This window comes from Bradyrhizobium sp. (genome assembly GCF_019242285.1).
GTDB lineage: Bacteria > Pseudomonadota > Alphaproteobacteria > Rhizobiales > Xanthobacteraceae > Bradyrhizobium.
In genome coordinates this window covers 14866-28783 of the sequence record NZ_JAFAVV010000785.1, presented here as the reverse complement: position 1 = coordinate 28783, position 13918 = coordinate 14866, and the positions used below count along the sequence as shown (strand labels likewise).

Below are 13918 nucleotides of genomic sequence, written 5' to 3'. Positions count from 1 at the left end.
CCTGGACATGACCTTTGCTGCGCTCGCGGACCCGACACGGCGGGCCCTGCTGGCGCGGCTTTCCGAAGGGCAGGCGCTCTCGGTGAGCGAACTGGCGCAGCCGTTCGCAATGTCGCTGCCCGCCATCATGAAACATCTCGACGTGCTGTCGGACGCAGGCCTGCTGGCGCGCGAGAAGAGCGGCCGCGTCGTTGCCTGCCGATTGACCGCCGCGCCGATGGCGCAGGCCATGCAATGGCTTTCCCGCTATCAGCGCTTCTGGTTCGACAATCTCGATCGCCTCGCGGCATTCGTGGAGGATGAGCCATGGAAACAGCAAGCCTCACCCTCACCCGCCGCATCAAAGCCGAGCCCGAAAAAGTCTACGCGGCGTGGATCGACCCGGCGCAACTGATCAGATGGTTCGGTCCGGGCCAAGTGCGGCAGGACACCGTGCGCGCGGAAATCGATCTGCGCCCCGGCGGGCGCTATCGCATCAGCTTCGATAACGATGGCGGCACGTACAACGAGGTCGGCGGCGTCTACCGCGAGGTCGTGCCGAATGCGCGGCTCGTCTTCACCTGGGCCTGGCACTCGACGCCGGAGCGGGAGTCGCTGGTGACGGTTTCGCTCGCGCCCGACGGCGATGGCACGCTGCTCACGTTGATCCACGCGCAGTTCCTCGATGCCGAGACGCGCGATCGTCATCGGGAGGGATGGCTCTCCGTCCTCGACAAGCTCGCCGGATTTCTTGCCTGACCATCCGAAACAGGAGGTTCTCATGCAACCGCACAAGATCGTCTCACGGCAGGAGTGGCTCGAAGCCCGCAAGGCGCATCTCGCGCATGAGAAGGAATTCACCCGTGCCCGCGACCGCCTCAGCGCGGAGCGGCGGGCGCTGCCCTGGGTCGCGGTCGACAAGGCCTACGGCTTCGACACGGCCGGCGGGAGGAAGACGCTGGGCGATCTGTTCAATGGCAGGCGCCAGCTCGTGGTGCAGCACTTCATGTTCGCGCCGGAATGGCACGCCGGCTGCAAGAGCTGCTCGTTCTGGGCCGACGGCTTCGAGCGCATGATCCCGCACCTCGCTGCACGCGACACCGCGCTGGTGGCGATCTCCCGCGCGCCACTGGAAAAGCTCCTTGCGTTCAGGAAGCGGATGGGCTGGACCTTCGACTGGGCCTCTTCAGCCGATGGCGATTTCAACTTCGATTATGCCGTCTCCTTTACGCCGGACGAGGTCAAGTCCGGCGCCAAGATCTACAATTTCGGCACCGCGGGCTTCGGCGTCGGTGAGGCGCCCGGCATCAGCGTGTTCATCCGCGACGAGCAGGGCCGCATCTTCCACACCTATTCCTGCTTCGCCCGCGGCCTCGACATGATGAACGCGGCCTATCACTATCTCGACCTCACCCCGCTCGGCCGGCACGAGGAAGGCCTGCCCTATTCGATGGACTGGCTACGGCTGCGCGACGAGTACAGCCCGGCTGCTGCGTCGAGCTGACGCGCCGGCTCCGCTGTCTTCGCCTGGCTTGCGCGCCCGCCGAAGCCTTTGGCGTAGGCGGGACCGGGGCAACCCAGTACGCCGCGGCCGATCGATTCCAGCACTGACGTCTCTGGGATGCTGGATCACCCGCTTTAGCGGGTGACGACAGCGAAGGTGTGGCTAACTACTTCTTCGCGCTGGCGACCGGCTCGGTGGCGTTGCAGGAGATCAACAGCGTGTAGGCGCGAGCCTTGTCGGTGATCTCCGAGGTCTTGAGCTCGCCCTTCGGCTCGGCGGTCTCGTAGGCCACCGCGCTGTTGTCGAGGAAGTCGCGCAGCGCCCCGGTCTTGATCGCGAAATTGATGTTTTCGGGGATGCTGCCGGTCGCCCGGGCCACCCGGATCGCGTCGAGCTTGGCGGCCACCACGCCGGTGATCTGGCCGCTGCCGTCGAGCAGCGGGCCGCCGCTGTTGCCCGGCTGCACGGCGGCGCTGATCTGCAGGAAGCGGGTGTCGTTCAGGGGGCCGCTGAGCGAGGAGACGATGCCGGTCGTGACCGTGAAATCCGACGACAGCAGGCCGCGGAAGGGGTAGCCGATCGCCACCACCGCGTCGCCGGAGTGGATCGCGCGGTCGCGGATCCTGGCGAACTCCTTGAACGTGCCCGAGGGCGCCTGCAGGAGCGCGAGATCGTTCGAGGCGTCCTTCGAGACCAAGCGCAAGGTGACCGGCGCCTCGCCGCCGAGATTGCCGCGGATGTCGCCGCTGCAGCCGTCGATGACGTGGTGGTTGGTCACGACATGGCCGCCGGCGCTGATCGCAAACCCGGTGCCGCTTTGGCTGCCGGCCTTGGCGGATTTCGGGGCGGATGGCGCCTCGCCCGCGGCCGGCGGCCTGGTCGCGACCGGTTTCGGTGCGGTGAAATCGCCGGCGCTGTCGATGCCGTCGGCTTTGATCTTGGCGACGCAGTTGGCGAGCACGGCGAGCAGCGGCCCGGTCGAGGTCAGGTTGAACTGATAGGTGCTGCTTCCCGTCGTCGCGGCCATGAAATTCGACTTCTGGAAGATGCGCGCGACGTTCGGCGGCAGGACGGCCGTCGCCATGATCTGCGACGTGGCGTTGCCGAAGATGCGCGCCGGCGACTGGCCGTCGAAGATGATGTCGATCGGCAGGGTTTCGCCCTTGCTGTAGCGGAACGCCGGGTTCGCGAAACCGAGCAGCCAGGAATTGTTGGCGTTCTGGCCGACCACCAGCGTCATGCCGTTATCATAGGCCATGCTGGCGGCGCAGTGCGAGAAGGTCCCGTTGCCGTCGTTGGTGAAGGCGCCGCCCTTCCAATTGCCGACATGGATGAAGCCGTACGGCCCGGCGGCGCTTGCCGAGGGAGCCGCTGCGAGTTGCAGGAAAAACGCGACCGAAAACCAGACCCAGAACGCCTTGCGCATGCACCGATAGCCCCCATTGCCCGGCGGTATCTTTGTACGACTCCGGCGCGAAAGCAACTGGGGGTGGATATGCGGCACACGCGACCGCCGTCGCAGGCCGGTACGGCTTGGTTTCCAAGAAACGTGAGACAAATTAAACAGTTACGATGTCAGCCGGCCGCAGCTTGCGGCGCTTTGCGACTCAATATACTTTGCACCGCAAAGTGAGGGATCGATGCAGGACCTCGACAAGGCGCTCGCCGACATCGTCGCCATCCGCAGCCAGCTTGCCTCAGGCGCCGCATTCCGCGGCTACGGGCCGGCGACGATCGCTGCAACTGCGGCGGTCGCGCTGATCACCGCCATCCTGCAACATGCCTGGCTGCCCGATCCGACCGCGTCTCCCCTCACTTTCTTTCTCGGCTGGGCCAGTGCGGCGCTGGTATCGGTGGTGATGATCTGGATCGAGACGGTGGCGCGCTCGCGCCGGCATCATTCGGGACTGGCGGACGCCATGATTCACCAGGCGATCGAGCAGTTCCTCCCCGCCGCCGTCGCCGGCGTGCTGCTCGCGGTGATGCTGTGGAAGTTCGCGCCGGAAACGCTGTGGCTGTTGCCGGGGCTGTGGCAGGTGCTGACCTCGCTCGGCGTGTTCGCCTCGGTCCGCTCGCTGCCGCGCAGCGTGGCGCTGGCCGGTGCCTGGTATTTCGTCGCCGGTTTCACGGTGCTGCTGATCGGGAGCCAGAATCACGCGCTGTCGCCCTGGACCATGGGGCTGCCGTTCGTGATCGGGCAAACGCTGGTGGCGGCGATCATTTATTTTGCGTCCGGAGAGAGTGATGGTGAAGAGTGACATGAGCGGCGCGCCGTTCTCCTATGAGGGTCTCGACCGCGTGATCCACGAGAAGGCGAGGCTCGGCATGCTGACCTCGCTGATGGCGCATCCCAAGGGGCTCGCCTTCGCCGATCTGAAGCAGCTTTGCGCGCTGACCGACGGCAATCTCAGCCGTCACCTGCAGGTGCTGCAGGAGGCGGGGCTGGTCGAGGTCATCAAGGGCTACGAGGGCAACCGCCCGCATACCAGCTGCCGCCTCACCAGGGCCGGCCGCCGCCGCTTTCTGGATTATCTCTCGGTGCTGGAGCGGCTGGTGCGCGATGCGGCGACCGCCGCCGGCCGCGAGCCGGCGCCGCTCGGCCGGCTCGGCGTGCTTTCGACCTGATCCATTTTTTTGCTGGGGAACTTTGCCATGCAAAGTGATTTTCACGCCGAGCGCGCGTCCATGCTTCATGTCGGCATCATCATGGACGGCAACGGAAGATGGGCCGTCCGGCGCGGCCTGTCGCGGCTGCGCGGTCACGAGGCCGGTGTCGAGGCGATCCGTCGAGTCGTCGAGGCCGCGCCCGACCAGGGCGTGGGGACCTTGACCCTCTACGCCTTCTCCTCCGACAATTGGCGGCGGCCGCGCACGGAAGTCGCGGGGCTGATGGCGCTGCTGCGCTTCTATCTCGCCAACGAGGTCCAGAGCCTGGTCAAGAACGGCGTGCGGTTGAAGGTGATCGGCCGCCGTGACCGGCTGCCCGACGGCATCGCTGCCGCGATCGGGCGCGCCGAGCAGGCGACCGCGCAGGGCAGGACCCTCAACCTGCGCATCGCCGTCGATTATTCCGCGCGCGACGCGATCCTGAATGCCGCCGCGCGGCTCGCCGGAGCGGCCGGCGCGCCGACCCGCCAGCAGTTTTCCGATCTCGTCACCGGCGAGGCGGACCTGCGCGACGTCGACCTCATCATCCGCACCAGCGGCGAGCAGCGGCTGTCCGACTTCCTGCTGTGGGAAGGCGCCTATGCCGAGCTGCACTTCACCGAGACGATGTGGCCCGATTTCGACGCCGAGCATCTCGCCGAGGCGGTGAGCGCCTTCCATCACCGCGAGCGCCGCTTCGGCGGGCTGGATGCGCTGCCGCTCGCTCCGGCGGCGAGTCTTTAAAGCCTTCGTTCTCCAAGGCAACCGCATACGAGAAGGCAGCCTTTTTGCGGCCCATCCTTCGAGACGCCCGCCTGCGGCGGGCTCCTCAGGATGAGGGCTGTTTTCGTGGCGAGATCTCAGAACCTCATGGTGAGGGCGCGGCGCAGCCGCGTGTCTCGAACCATGAGGCCCCGATGACCGCCATCATATGCGATAGCCCTGCTTTCCAGGGGAGCGGGAATCATCTACGGCTTGGCGCATCGCCATGCCCACTTTGCGCTGATGAATCCCGAGCCGCGACGCGCTTCTGAAGCGCAATCCCCCGAGGCCGAGCAGGGTTCGCCTCGGCAGGGCGCCGCCGCGTTCTACGAGGCCGGGCTTCGCCTGTTGAAGGCCGGGCAGATCGTGGAAGCGGAACAATGCGGCCGGCAGGCGTTGGCGATCGATGCCGGCCATGCCGATTCGCTGCATCTGTTGGGATTGCTCAGCTTCGCTTCCGGCCACACCGACCTCGCCATCGAATGGTTCGCGCTGGCGATCCGGCAGAATCCGAACAGCGCCGACTACTTCTCCAATCTCGGCGTCGCGCTGCAGCGCCAGGGCCGCTTCGAGGAGGCGATCAAGAGTTTCGACCGCGCGCTGGTGCTCCGGCCCGATGTCGCGGAAGGCTGGTACAAGTTCGGCCAGCTCTTGCAGCAGCAGAACCGTCTCGACGAGGCGATCCTGAGCTACGATCGGGCGCTCGCGCTCGATCCCGGCCATCTCGAGGCCGCCAATGCCGGCGCGCTGCTGCATTTCGAGACCAACCGGCTCGAGGCGGCGATCGATCGGTTCGAGGCCTCGCTGCGCATCGATCCGACGCAGGCCGGCGCACTTCATTTCAAGGGCGTCTGTCAGTTGCGCTTGAAGCGCTATGAGGAGGCGCTGGAGAACTGCCGGAAGGCGCTGGCGCTTGCGCCCGACAATGCCGAGATCATCAACAACACGGGCCTGGTGTTGCAGAAGCTCGGTCGCCACGAGGAGGCGCTGCTCCATTTCGACCGCGCGATCGCGCACCACCCGGACTTCGCGCTGGTCTTCAACCATCGCGGTACGACGCTCGCCGAGCTGCATCGTTTCGACGAGGCACTGGCAAGCTACGACCGCGCCATCGCGATCGTCCCCGGCTTCATTGACGCGCACTGGAACGCTGCGCTCTACAAGCTCCTGCTCGGCAATTTCGCCGGCGGCTGGCCGGAGCGCGAATGGGGGCGCAAGAGCGCGGCGGTCGGCTTCATCGACCGGAAATTCCCGCAGCCACGCTGGCGCGGTGAGGCGCCGACCGCGGGCAAGACCATCCTGCTGCACAGCGACGAGGGCCTGGGCGACACCATCCAGTTCTGCCGCTACGCGACGCTGGCGGCCGCGCGCGGCGCGCGCGTCATCCTCGAGGTGCAGGATGTGCTGCAACCGCTGCTCATGGGTCTCGACGGCGTCGCGCAATGCCTGCCCAAGACCTTGCCTGAGACCTTGCCCGAGCTGCCGCATTTCGATCTGCACTGCCCGCTGTCGGACCTGCCGCTCGCCTTCGCGACCAGGCTCGACACGATCCCGGCCGTGCCGCGCTATCTGCCCGCGCCGCCGCCGGCGCGGGTGCAGGACTGGGAGCAAAGGCTCGGGCCGCACGATCGATTGCGCGTCGGCCTGGTGTGGTCCGGCAATCCCAACCACGGCAATGATCGCAACCGCTCGATGCCGCTCGCCGCGCTGGGCCGGCTGCTCGATGCCGATGCGCGCTTCGTCAGCCTGCAGAAGGATCCCCGGCCCGGCGATCAGGCGGTGCTCGCCGAGCGTCGCGACGTCCTCGACCTCACGGCGCATCTTGCGGATTTCGTCGAGACCGCCGCTCTGGCCTGCTGCCTCGACCTCGTGATCACCGTCGACACCAGCGTCGCGCATCTTGCCGCCGCGCTCGGCCGGCCGACCTGGATCATGCTGCCCTACACGCCGGACTACCGCTGGCTGCTCGATCGCGACGACAGTCCCTGGTATCCGACCGTGCGGCTGTTCAGGCAGGACGCGTCGCGCGACTATGCCCCCGTGATCGCGCGCGTGCGGGATGCGCTGGGGGAACGGATCGCGGCATTCGCGCGCCCCGCGGTCGAGCGGACGGACCGATGAGCGGGGCCGAGGGTCTCGCCGCCGCGAGAGCCGGGCAGCCGGCCGCGCTCCACGCCGAGGCGGTGGATCACCTTCGGGCCGGGCGGCTGCTCGATGCCCAGCGCTGCTGTCAGCAGGCGCTCGAGGCCGCTCCCGATCATGCCGACACATTGCATCTTGCGGGCGTTTTGTGCGTTCGCGCCGGGCATGTCGATCATGCCGTCGAATGGTTCGCGCGGGCGATCCGGCAGGATGCAAAGCCCGATTATCTCGCGAGCCTCGGCAGCGCGCTGCGGCAGCAGGGCCGCGCCGAGGAGGCGCTCAAGGCGTTCGACAAGGCCGTGCAGCTCGCGCCTGAGGATGCCGAGCTGTGGCGAGGCCTTGGCGGCGCGCTCGCCGATCTGCAACGTCTCGCCGAGGCGGTGCTTGCGCTCCGGCATGCGCTGACGCTCGATCCGCGGAACGGGAATGCGGCGAACGCCTGCGGCGTCTATCTGCACAATCTCGGCCGCTTCGAGGAGGCGCTGGCCTGTTTCGATCTCTGCGACCGGATGCAGCCGAACCAGCCGCAGACCCTGTACATGCGTGGCCGTGGCCTGATCGACCTCGGACGCGCCGACGAGGCGCTGGCGGAGTGCCAGCGGGCGAATGCGCTCGATCCCGGCAATGCCGATATCTGCCACAGCGTCGGCCGGGCGCTTCAGATGCTGGGCCGGCACGCGGAGGCGCTCGCGCCGTTCGGTCAGGCCATCGCATTGCGGCCGGATTTCGTCGACGCGCTGAACAACAAGGCCTACTCGCTCGCCTGTCTCAACCGTTTCGACGAGGCGCTGGCGCTGCTGGAGCAAGTCCTGCAAATGCGCCCGGATTATCTGCCGTCCCTGCTCAACAAGGCGCTCTGGCTTCCCGAGCTGCATCGCTTCGATGAGGCGTTCGCAGTGTACGACCGGCTGAAGTTGGCTGATCCCGACAATGCGGACGCCGAATGGAACGCCTCGTACCTGCATCTGCTGACCGGCGACTTCGAGGCCGGCTGGCGCGGCCGGGAAGCGCGATGGCGGTCGCAGTCGCGGCGGACGACGACCTATCCGGACTTCGCGGAGCCGAGATGGCTCGGTGCTGAACCGGTCGACGGCAAGACGGTGCTGATCTATGCCGACGAAGGCCTCGGCGACGCCATCCAGTTCGCGCGCTATGTGCCCATGGTGGCGGGGCGTGGGGCGCGGGTGATCCTGGTGGTCGGCGACGCGCTGCTCGCGCTGATGTCGCGGTTGCCGGGCATCACCCGGTGCCTGGCAAAGCCGCTCGCGGCGCGCCCGCGCTTCGATCTGCATTGCCCGATCTCGAGCCTGCCGCTCGTGTTCGGCACGCGCCTCGACACGATGCCGTCGTTCGACTCCTACCTGCCGGCGCCGCCCGCAGCGCGCGTGCAGGGCTGGGAGCATCGCCTGGGCCCACACGACAGGCTCCGGGTGGGCCTGGTATGGTCCGGCAATCCCGGCCACATCAATGATCACAACCGATCGATTCCCTTGCGCGGGCTGGCGCCTCTTCTGGAGGCCGACGCGACCTTCGTCAGCCTCCAGAAGGACCCCAAGCCGGACGACCAGCGCGCGCTCGCCGAACGCGGCGACGTCGTCGATTTCACCGCTGATCTCACCGATCTCGCCGAGACCGCGGCGCTGATCTCGTGCCTCGACCTCGTGATCACCGTCGACACCAGCGTCGCGCATCTGGCGGCCGCGCTCGGCCGGCCGACCTGGATCCTGCTGCCGTTTCTGCCTGACTTCCGCTGGCTGCTCGACCGCGACGACAGCCCCTGGTATCCGACCGTGCTGCTGTTTCGCCAGGACGCCTCGCGCGATTACGCGCCGGTGCTGGCGCGCGTGCGCGCGGCGCTGCAGGAGAACATCGCGGCGTTCGGTAGCTGAACCGTCTGCGCGCTCACTGCCCGGCGCGGCCGGCCGTAGCCCGCATGAGCGCAGCGATATGCGGGACCAGTGTTCCCGGATATCGCTGCGCTCATCCGGGCTACGCGGCGCCTATCGCCGCTCGCGAGCCTTGGCCAGCCCTTACTTCCCGGTATATCGGAGAATATACAGCCCCTGGTTCTTGTCGGTGATGTAGATGTAGCCGCGGGTGTCGACCAGCACGTCCTCGGTCTGCGCCACCAGTCTTCCTTTCGGGAACACGCCGTAACGGCGTGTCGGGTCGGGTGGCAGGAAGTAGCCGACCTCGCGTGGCGCGGTCGGGGTCGACACGTCGTAGATGCGCAGGCCCGCGTTGAAATAGGTGAGATAGACGAGGTTGCCCTGTGGCTGGACGAACGGGTTGTGCAGCAGCGTATTTTGATTATGAGGACCAAAGCGGCCGCCGCGCTCGCAGAAGCTCCGGATCGGCCAGTCCGGAGGCGGCAGCGGCAATGGGAACAGCGCCATCAGGCGTGGCTTCGCCGGATCGGCGATGTCGACGACCGAGGCCTGCTGCAAGGGCTCGTTGCAATCCTCGGCGATCGCCTCCGAATTGATGAAGGCGAGCTTTCTCTCAGGGACGGGGATCACCGTGTGCACGCCGATATTGGCGGCGAAAGGCGGGCTCATCTGGAGCTGCCCGATCTTCCGGGGATGGGCGATATCGGAGATGTCGAGGATGATCATGCCGGCGCCGCCATAGGGCAGGTAGGCGGTGTTGCCGACGATGAAGGGCGGGCCATGCATGTGGGTGGCGGCGGGCGCCGGCGGCGTCTCGTCCTCGCGCTGCCCGGGCACCCACCAGCGGCCGGCCTCCTTCGGCTTCTCCGGGTTGGAGATGTCGACGATGACATAGATGTTGCCGGTGAAGCCGCGCATGTTCGCCGACAGGTGCATGTACTTGCCGCCGCCATAGCCATTGCGGTGGGTGCTGAGCGCGCGCGTCCTGAACTGGCCGAGCTTCTGCGGATTGAGCGGGTCCTTCATATCCCAGATCAGCACGCCCTCGTCGAACGGCTTTGCGGGATCGCCGCCCCAGCCCGGCGAGATCTTCGCCAGCGCCGTGATCATTTTTCCGTCGGCGATCTCCATCTGGTCGGTCGCGGTGTTGGGCGGTCCCTCGATCTCCTTCACCACCTTCGGATCGCCGGGATCGGTGACGTCGACGATGTGCCAGCCCTCGTTCCAGAGCATGCCGATATAGAGATACCAGCGCTCGCCGACCTTCTGGATCGACATCTTGAAGCCGGGCTTGTCGTCGAGGTTGCTGTAGCCGACCGCCTCGACGTTCTGGCCGACGCCGCCAGGCGGAATCGGATCGGCCTCGGCGCGGATCGGCAACAGCGAAAGCAGCGCCGCCAACGCGACCGCGGCAATCGATCTCGTCATGATGGAAGGCTCCCCGTCTTCATTCTCGTTGTTGGCGGCGAGCGTCCTATGCCCCGCCAGATCGCGCAATTGCCGCGTGCTCATGGGCGGCCTGTCGAAATGGGCGGCCAGTAACCGTTCCGCGGCCTTGCATTTCGTCGAGATTGTTGCGCGCTGGCAACAGCTCTCAGGTCCGGCGGCCCGTCAATTAACGCCGCGTTAAGTGCGGTTGCACAGAGTCGACGATCCATCAAGGCCATCTTGGCCGCCCCGTGCCCAGGGATGGTGGACGAGGGGCCCCATGTCGACCATCGCATCACTGACGCCGAGCCGTTCCTTTCGCGGGGTGACTCCTTCCGCCGCGCTGATCCTGGCGTGGGTCGCTGTCGTGATCGCGCTCGCGGCGCCCGCCTTCAAGACCGGCGTGCTCGACGCCATGTCCACCGACGATGCCATGCGGCTGGTCGAGGTCCGCGATCTCATCGGCGGCCAGGGCTGGTTCGATCTGAGCCAGCACCGGCTCGACCCGCCGGGTGTGGCGATGCACTGGTCGCGGATCGTCGACCTGCCGCTGGCGGCCATCATTCTCTGCCTGAGGCCGCTGACCGGCCAGCACGGCGCCGAGATCGTTGCGCTGCGGGCGTGGCCGTCGCTGCTGTGGGCCGCGGCGCTCTCGCTGGTGGCGCGCATTGCCGGGCGGTTCGGCGCCGCCGCGCATCGCGAGAAGATCGAGCTCGCGGCGATCCTGCTCGCGGCGCTGTCGATTCCGAGCCTGATCCATTTTCGCGCCGGGGCGATCGACCACCACAATGCCCAGATCGTGCTGCTGCTCGCCTTCATCCTTTGCGCCTCGCAGATCGAGAAGGGTGCCGCGATGCCCGTGCTCGCTGCGGCCGCGGCGTCGCTGTCGCTCGCGATCGGCGTCGAGATGCTGCCTGCGATCGCGCTGGTCTGCGTCGTCGTGGCGGCTCTGCTGATCTGGAAGGGACGTCCCGCCACCGGGCCCGCGGGCCTGTTCGGCGCGGCGCTGGCCGGCTGCTCGGTCTTGCTCACCGCCGCGCTGCTGCCGGTCCGGAGCCTCGCCGCGCCGGTGTGCGATTCCAACGGCGGACCGCTGCTGCTGCTGACCGTCGGCGGCAGCGTCGGCCTGCTCGCCCTGGCGGCGACGACGCGGTTCACGCCAACGCCGATCGCGCGGCTGATCGCGGGCGCAGTGGTTGCCGCAGTGTTACTTGGGGCGTTCATTTGGTCGTTTCCAGGCTGCATCGCATCACCCTATGCCGCGGTCGATCCGCTGCTCGCGCATTTCTGGCTCGATCGCGTCGCCGAGAGCCTGTCGCTGCCCGCCATGCTGCAGCTCGCGCCGCAGAAGATCGCGGGCTTTCATGGCTTCCCGATCCTGACACTCGGCGTTTGTGTTACCGCGGCTGCGGGCTGCGCGCCGGCGGCGCGCTTCTCCTGGATCGTCGCGAGCGTCGCGCTCGCCGCATTGATCGGCATCGGCGTCTGGGAGCTGCGCGGCGCGGCCGCGGCCAACATCGTCGCCGCGCCATTGTTCGCGGCTGGCATCGTTTGCCTGTGGCCGGGCTTGCTGCAGGGGTGGAAGCTGCTTCAGGTGGCGATCCTCGCCTCGCCCGCGAGTCTCGCCGGTCTTGGGCTCGCTCTTGGGTTCGTATCCTGGCCGCTCCTGCATCACGCATCGGCGCCGCAGACGGGCATCGTGGCGGTCGATCCGGCCACTGCCTGCGAGACGGTGAGCAGCGTGACGGCGCTCGCGGCGCTACCACCCGGCGGGGTGATGGCGCCGATCGATTCGGGTCCGGCGCTTCTCGCCGCCACGTCGCATTCGGTGTTCGCCGCGCCCTACCACCGCAACAACGCCGGCAACCGCGCCATGCTGGATGCGATGCTGGCCACGCCGGCCGCCGCGCGGCTGCTGCTCGCCGATCGCCGTGTCGATTATGTGCTCATCTGCCCGGCTGCGCCCGACCAGAAGGATTTCGAGGCCATGGCGCCGGACGGCCTGGCCGCGCGTCTCGCACACGGCGAAGCACCCGACTTCCTCGAACGTGTCGAGCTCGCCGGCGCGCCGCAACTCTCGCTCTGGCGCACCAGCGGGCTCAGATCGTCGCTGCGTTAGCTATCTAGTTGGCCGCCGAGAGCTGTAGGGTGGGCTAAGGCGCGAAGCGACGTGCCCACCATTATCTCAACGGCATAACTCTAGATGGTGGGCACGCTCTTGTCTTCGTGTGGCAACTCACACGCATGTGGTCGCTTAGCCCACCCTGCTGATCTGCGTTAGCTACTTAGTTGACCCGCAAGGCGACGTTGAGCTCGTGGAAGCGGCGGGTCAGCTCGGCGACGCTTTTCCAGCCGGTCTTCTCGCGCGTCCGCCGCAGATGCGTGTACACCGTGGTGATGCTGATGCGGCGGCTTTGCGCATAGGCGACCGCGGTCATGCCGCTCGACAGCGCCTGCACGAGTTCCGACTCCGCATTGGTGAGGCCGTAGAGCTCGCGCAGCATGTGGCCGGTGGCGCGATTGCGCAGCAGCGGATCGTGGACCAGCATCATCGCCGCCGCGTCCGGATGGGCCATCTCCTCCTTGCCACGCGCCAACGGCCGCACCGACACGGTGTAGGGCGGCCGTCCCTGCTCTCGCGGGACCGCGAAATCGGAGACCAGGAAGGTAGTGGCCGGTTCCTCGACGTGCTCGAGCGCGCTGAGCGCGGCCGCGAAGCGGCTGCGCAGATCGGAAGATGCAAACTCGATGACGTTGCGGTCGAGGCGGAAGTCGCCGCCCTGCGCGGCCATCATCCGCAAGGCCTCGTTGGCGTAGACGATCCGGCCGTCCCGCCGCAGCAGCGCGATGCCGTCCGTCAGCAGGTCCAGCGCGCTCTCGAACAGGCTCTCGCGCGCGGGGAGGGGACCGAGGCGCTTGCTCATATCGGCGTCTTGTTGGAAATCCGTGGCAAGGCGGCGCATCAGTGAAATCTCTCCCGTTGCATGTCGAGCTCATCCGGCAGGCTCGCGAAAGGGCCGGCTGGCCGTCGCGTCAGCCTGCCCGAGGTTTCGAAAATCGCGTGCCGCGCCTCGCGTCGCGGTCGGGTTGCAATGTAGGAAATATACACGCTGTCGTCCACTCCGTCGACCCAGACGGCTCCGGCGACTTGCTCATGTGAGTCACGGTTCGCCATTTCTTCTCCAAAAAAACTCCGCGATCGAAGGATCGCGACGCGTCCCCTGTTCAAACCCCGCCGCAGCGACGCAATTCCCGTCATTGGTCGAATAGAGTTTGTCGGCGGTTCAACTACGCCGCGCGCGCGTCGCTTCGCTGTAGGCCTGATGATTGGCGCTGTCGTCCAAGCGCACAAATACGGCGTTATCTACGGTCAATCCGTACGGTTCGGCGTCCCGCCGAAATCAACCAACTAGTTGAAGAGGATGCCACCGTGCCGATTGTCGACGCCATGTGCGCGCGCCTCGGGGCGCCCGGCCGTGGTGTCCCGGCTCGATTCCCCTGCCGCGCCGTGCGAGCGAGCGGCGGGTGACGAGACGCTGGTTCAAGGGGCTGTCGAGCGCCGGCCCCC

General features: G+C 67.2%; 12 protein-coding genes. 9 read left to right on the top strand and 3 right to left on the bottom strand.

What is annotated here, in order from left to right; genetic code table 11:
• The first annotated feature begins 1 nt into the window (after nt 1).
• The 3 genes from JOY90_RS31975 to JOY90_RS31965 are packed head-to-tail and all read left to right on the top strand — an operon-like array spanning nt 2 to nt 1483.
• The gene (locus JOY90_RS31975) at nt 2–394 is read left to right on the top strand and encodes an ArsR/SmtB family transcription factor (protein ID WP_367277020.1); all 393 of its coding nucleotides are present in this window, start codon (nt 2–4) and stop codon (nt 392–394) included.
• Nucleotides 340–738 carry an SRPBCC domain-containing protein gene (locus JOY90_RS31970; RefSeq protein WP_367277021.1) on the top strand — a complete coding sequence of 133 codons (399 nt, stop codon included), beginning with the start codon at nt 340–342 and terminating at the stop codon, nt 736–738. The genes JOY90_RS31975 and JOY90_RS31970 overlap by 55 nt, the downstream gene beginning before the upstream one ends.
• Nucleotides 739–760: 22 nt before the next feature.
• The gene (locus JOY90_RS31965; protein ID WP_291695079.1) at nt 761–1483 is read left to right on the top strand and encodes a DUF899 domain-containing protein; all 723 of its coding nucleotides are present in this window, start codon (nt 761–763) and stop codon (nt 1481–1483) included.
• Nucleotides 1484–1649: 166 nt separating this feature from the next.
• Here the strand turns inward: JOY90_RS31965 and JOY90_RS31960 are convergent, their stop codons facing one another.
• A complete protein-coding gene (locus JOY90_RS31960) occupies nt 1650–2909 on the bottom strand; it encodes a trypsin-like peptidase domain-containing protein (protein WP_291695078.1) in 1260 nt (419 codons plus the stop codon).
• A 214-nt stretch (nt 2910–3123) separates the two neighbouring features.
• On the opposite strand from JOY90_RS31960, the gene JOY90_RS31955 reads away from it, so the two are divergent.
• The 5 genes from JOY90_RS31955 (at nt 3124) to JOY90_RS31935 (ending at nt 8922) form a co-directional block, all read left to right on the top strand.
• The gene (locus tag JOY90_RS31955; RefSeq protein WP_291695077.1) at nt 3124–3741 is read left to right on the top strand and encodes a hypothetical protein; all 618 of its coding nucleotides are present in this window, start codon (nt 3124–3126) and stop codon (nt 3739–3741) included.
• Nucleotides 3728–4108, top strand: a complete 381-nt coding sequence (locus JOY90_RS31950; RefSeq protein WP_291695076.1) for a transcriptional regulator — start codon at nt 3728–3730, stop codon at nt 4106–4108. Before JOY90_RS31955 ends, JOY90_RS31950 begins: the two co-directional genes overlap by 14 nt.
• Nucleotides 4109–4135: 27 nt before the next feature.
• A complete protein-coding gene (locus JOY90_RS31945) occupies nt 4136–4873 on the top strand; it encodes a di-trans,poly-cis-decaprenylcistransferase (protein ID WP_291695075.1) in 738 nt (245 codons plus the stop codon).
• A gap of 231 nt (nt 4874–5104) precedes the next feature.
• Nucleotides 5105–7012, top strand: coding sequence for a tetratricopeptide repeat protein (locus JOY90_RS31940; protein ID WP_367277019.1), 1908 nt, complete (start codon nt 5105–5107; stop codon nt 7010–7012).
• Complete coding sequence (locus JOY90_RS31935; protein WP_291695074.1) at nt 7009–8922, top strand: tetratricopeptide repeat protein; 1914 nt, start codon at nt 7009–7011, stop codon at nt 8920–8922. Before JOY90_RS31940 ends, JOY90_RS31935 begins: the two co-directional genes overlap by 4 nt.
• A gap of 141 nt (nt 8923–9063) precedes the next feature.
• Here JOY90_RS31935 and JOY90_RS31930 read toward each other — a convergent pair whose 3' ends face one another.
• Nucleotides 9064–10350, bottom strand: a complete 1287-nt coding sequence (locus tag JOY90_RS31930; protein ID WP_291695073.1) for a hypothetical protein — start codon at nt 10348–10350, stop codon at nt 9064–9066.
• A gap of 280 nt (nt 10351–10630) precedes the next feature.
• On the opposite strand from JOY90_RS31930, the gene JOY90_RS31925 reads away from it, so the two are divergent.
• Nucleotides 10631–12469, top strand: coding sequence for a hypothetical protein (locus JOY90_RS31925; protein ID WP_291695072.1), 1839 nt, complete (start codon nt 10631–10633; stop codon nt 12467–12469).
• 166 nt (nt 12470–12635) lie between these two features.
• Here JOY90_RS31925 and JOY90_RS31920 read toward each other — a convergent pair whose 3' ends face one another.
• Nucleotides 12636–13274, bottom strand: a complete 639-nt coding sequence (locus JOY90_RS31920) for a PAS domain-containing protein (protein ID WP_291695071.1) — start codon at nt 13272–13274, stop codon at nt 12636–12638.
• Between the last annotated feature and the right edge of the window lie 644 nt (nt 13275–13918).

Excerpts from the sequence above, each read along its gene's own strand:
- JOY90_RS31925 (WP_291695072.1), top strand. The coding sequence starts at position 10,631 with ATGTCGACCATCGCATCACTGACGCCGAGCCGTTCCTTTCGCGGGGTG.
- JOY90_RS31930 (WP_291695073.1), bottom strand. The coding sequence starts at position 10,350 with ATGACGAGATCGATTGCCGCGGTCGCGTTGGCGGCGCTGCTTTCGCTG.
- JOY90_RS31955 (WP_291695077.1), top strand. The coding sequence starts at position 3,124 with ATGCAGGACCTCGACAAGGCGCTCGCCGACATCGTCGCCATCCGCAGC.
- JOY90_RS31950 (WP_291695076.1), top strand. The coding sequence starts at position 3,728 with ATGGTGAAGAGTGACATGAGCGGCGCGCCGTTCTCCTATGAGGGTCTC.
- JOY90_RS31960 (WP_291695078.1), bottom strand. The coding sequence starts at position 2,909 with ATGCGCAAGGCGTTCTGGGTCTGGTTTTCGGTCGCGTTTTTCCTGCAA.
- JOY90_RS31920 (WP_291695071.1), bottom strand. The coding sequence starts at position 13,274 with ATGAGCAAGCGCCTCGGTCCCCTCCCCGCGCGCGAGAGCCTGTTCGAG.
- JOY90_RS31945 (WP_291695075.1), top strand. The coding sequence starts at position 4,136 with ATGCAAAGTGATTTTCACGCCGAGCGCGCGTCCATGCTTCATGTCGGC.
- JOY90_RS31935 (WP_291695074.1), top strand. The coding sequence starts at position 7,009 with ATGAGCGGGGCCGAGGGTCTCGCCGCCGCGAGAGCCGGGCAGCCGGCC.
- JOY90_RS31965 (WP_291695079.1), top strand. The coding sequence starts at position 761 with ATGCAACCGCACAAGATCGTCTCACGGCAGGAGTGGCTCGAAGCCCGC.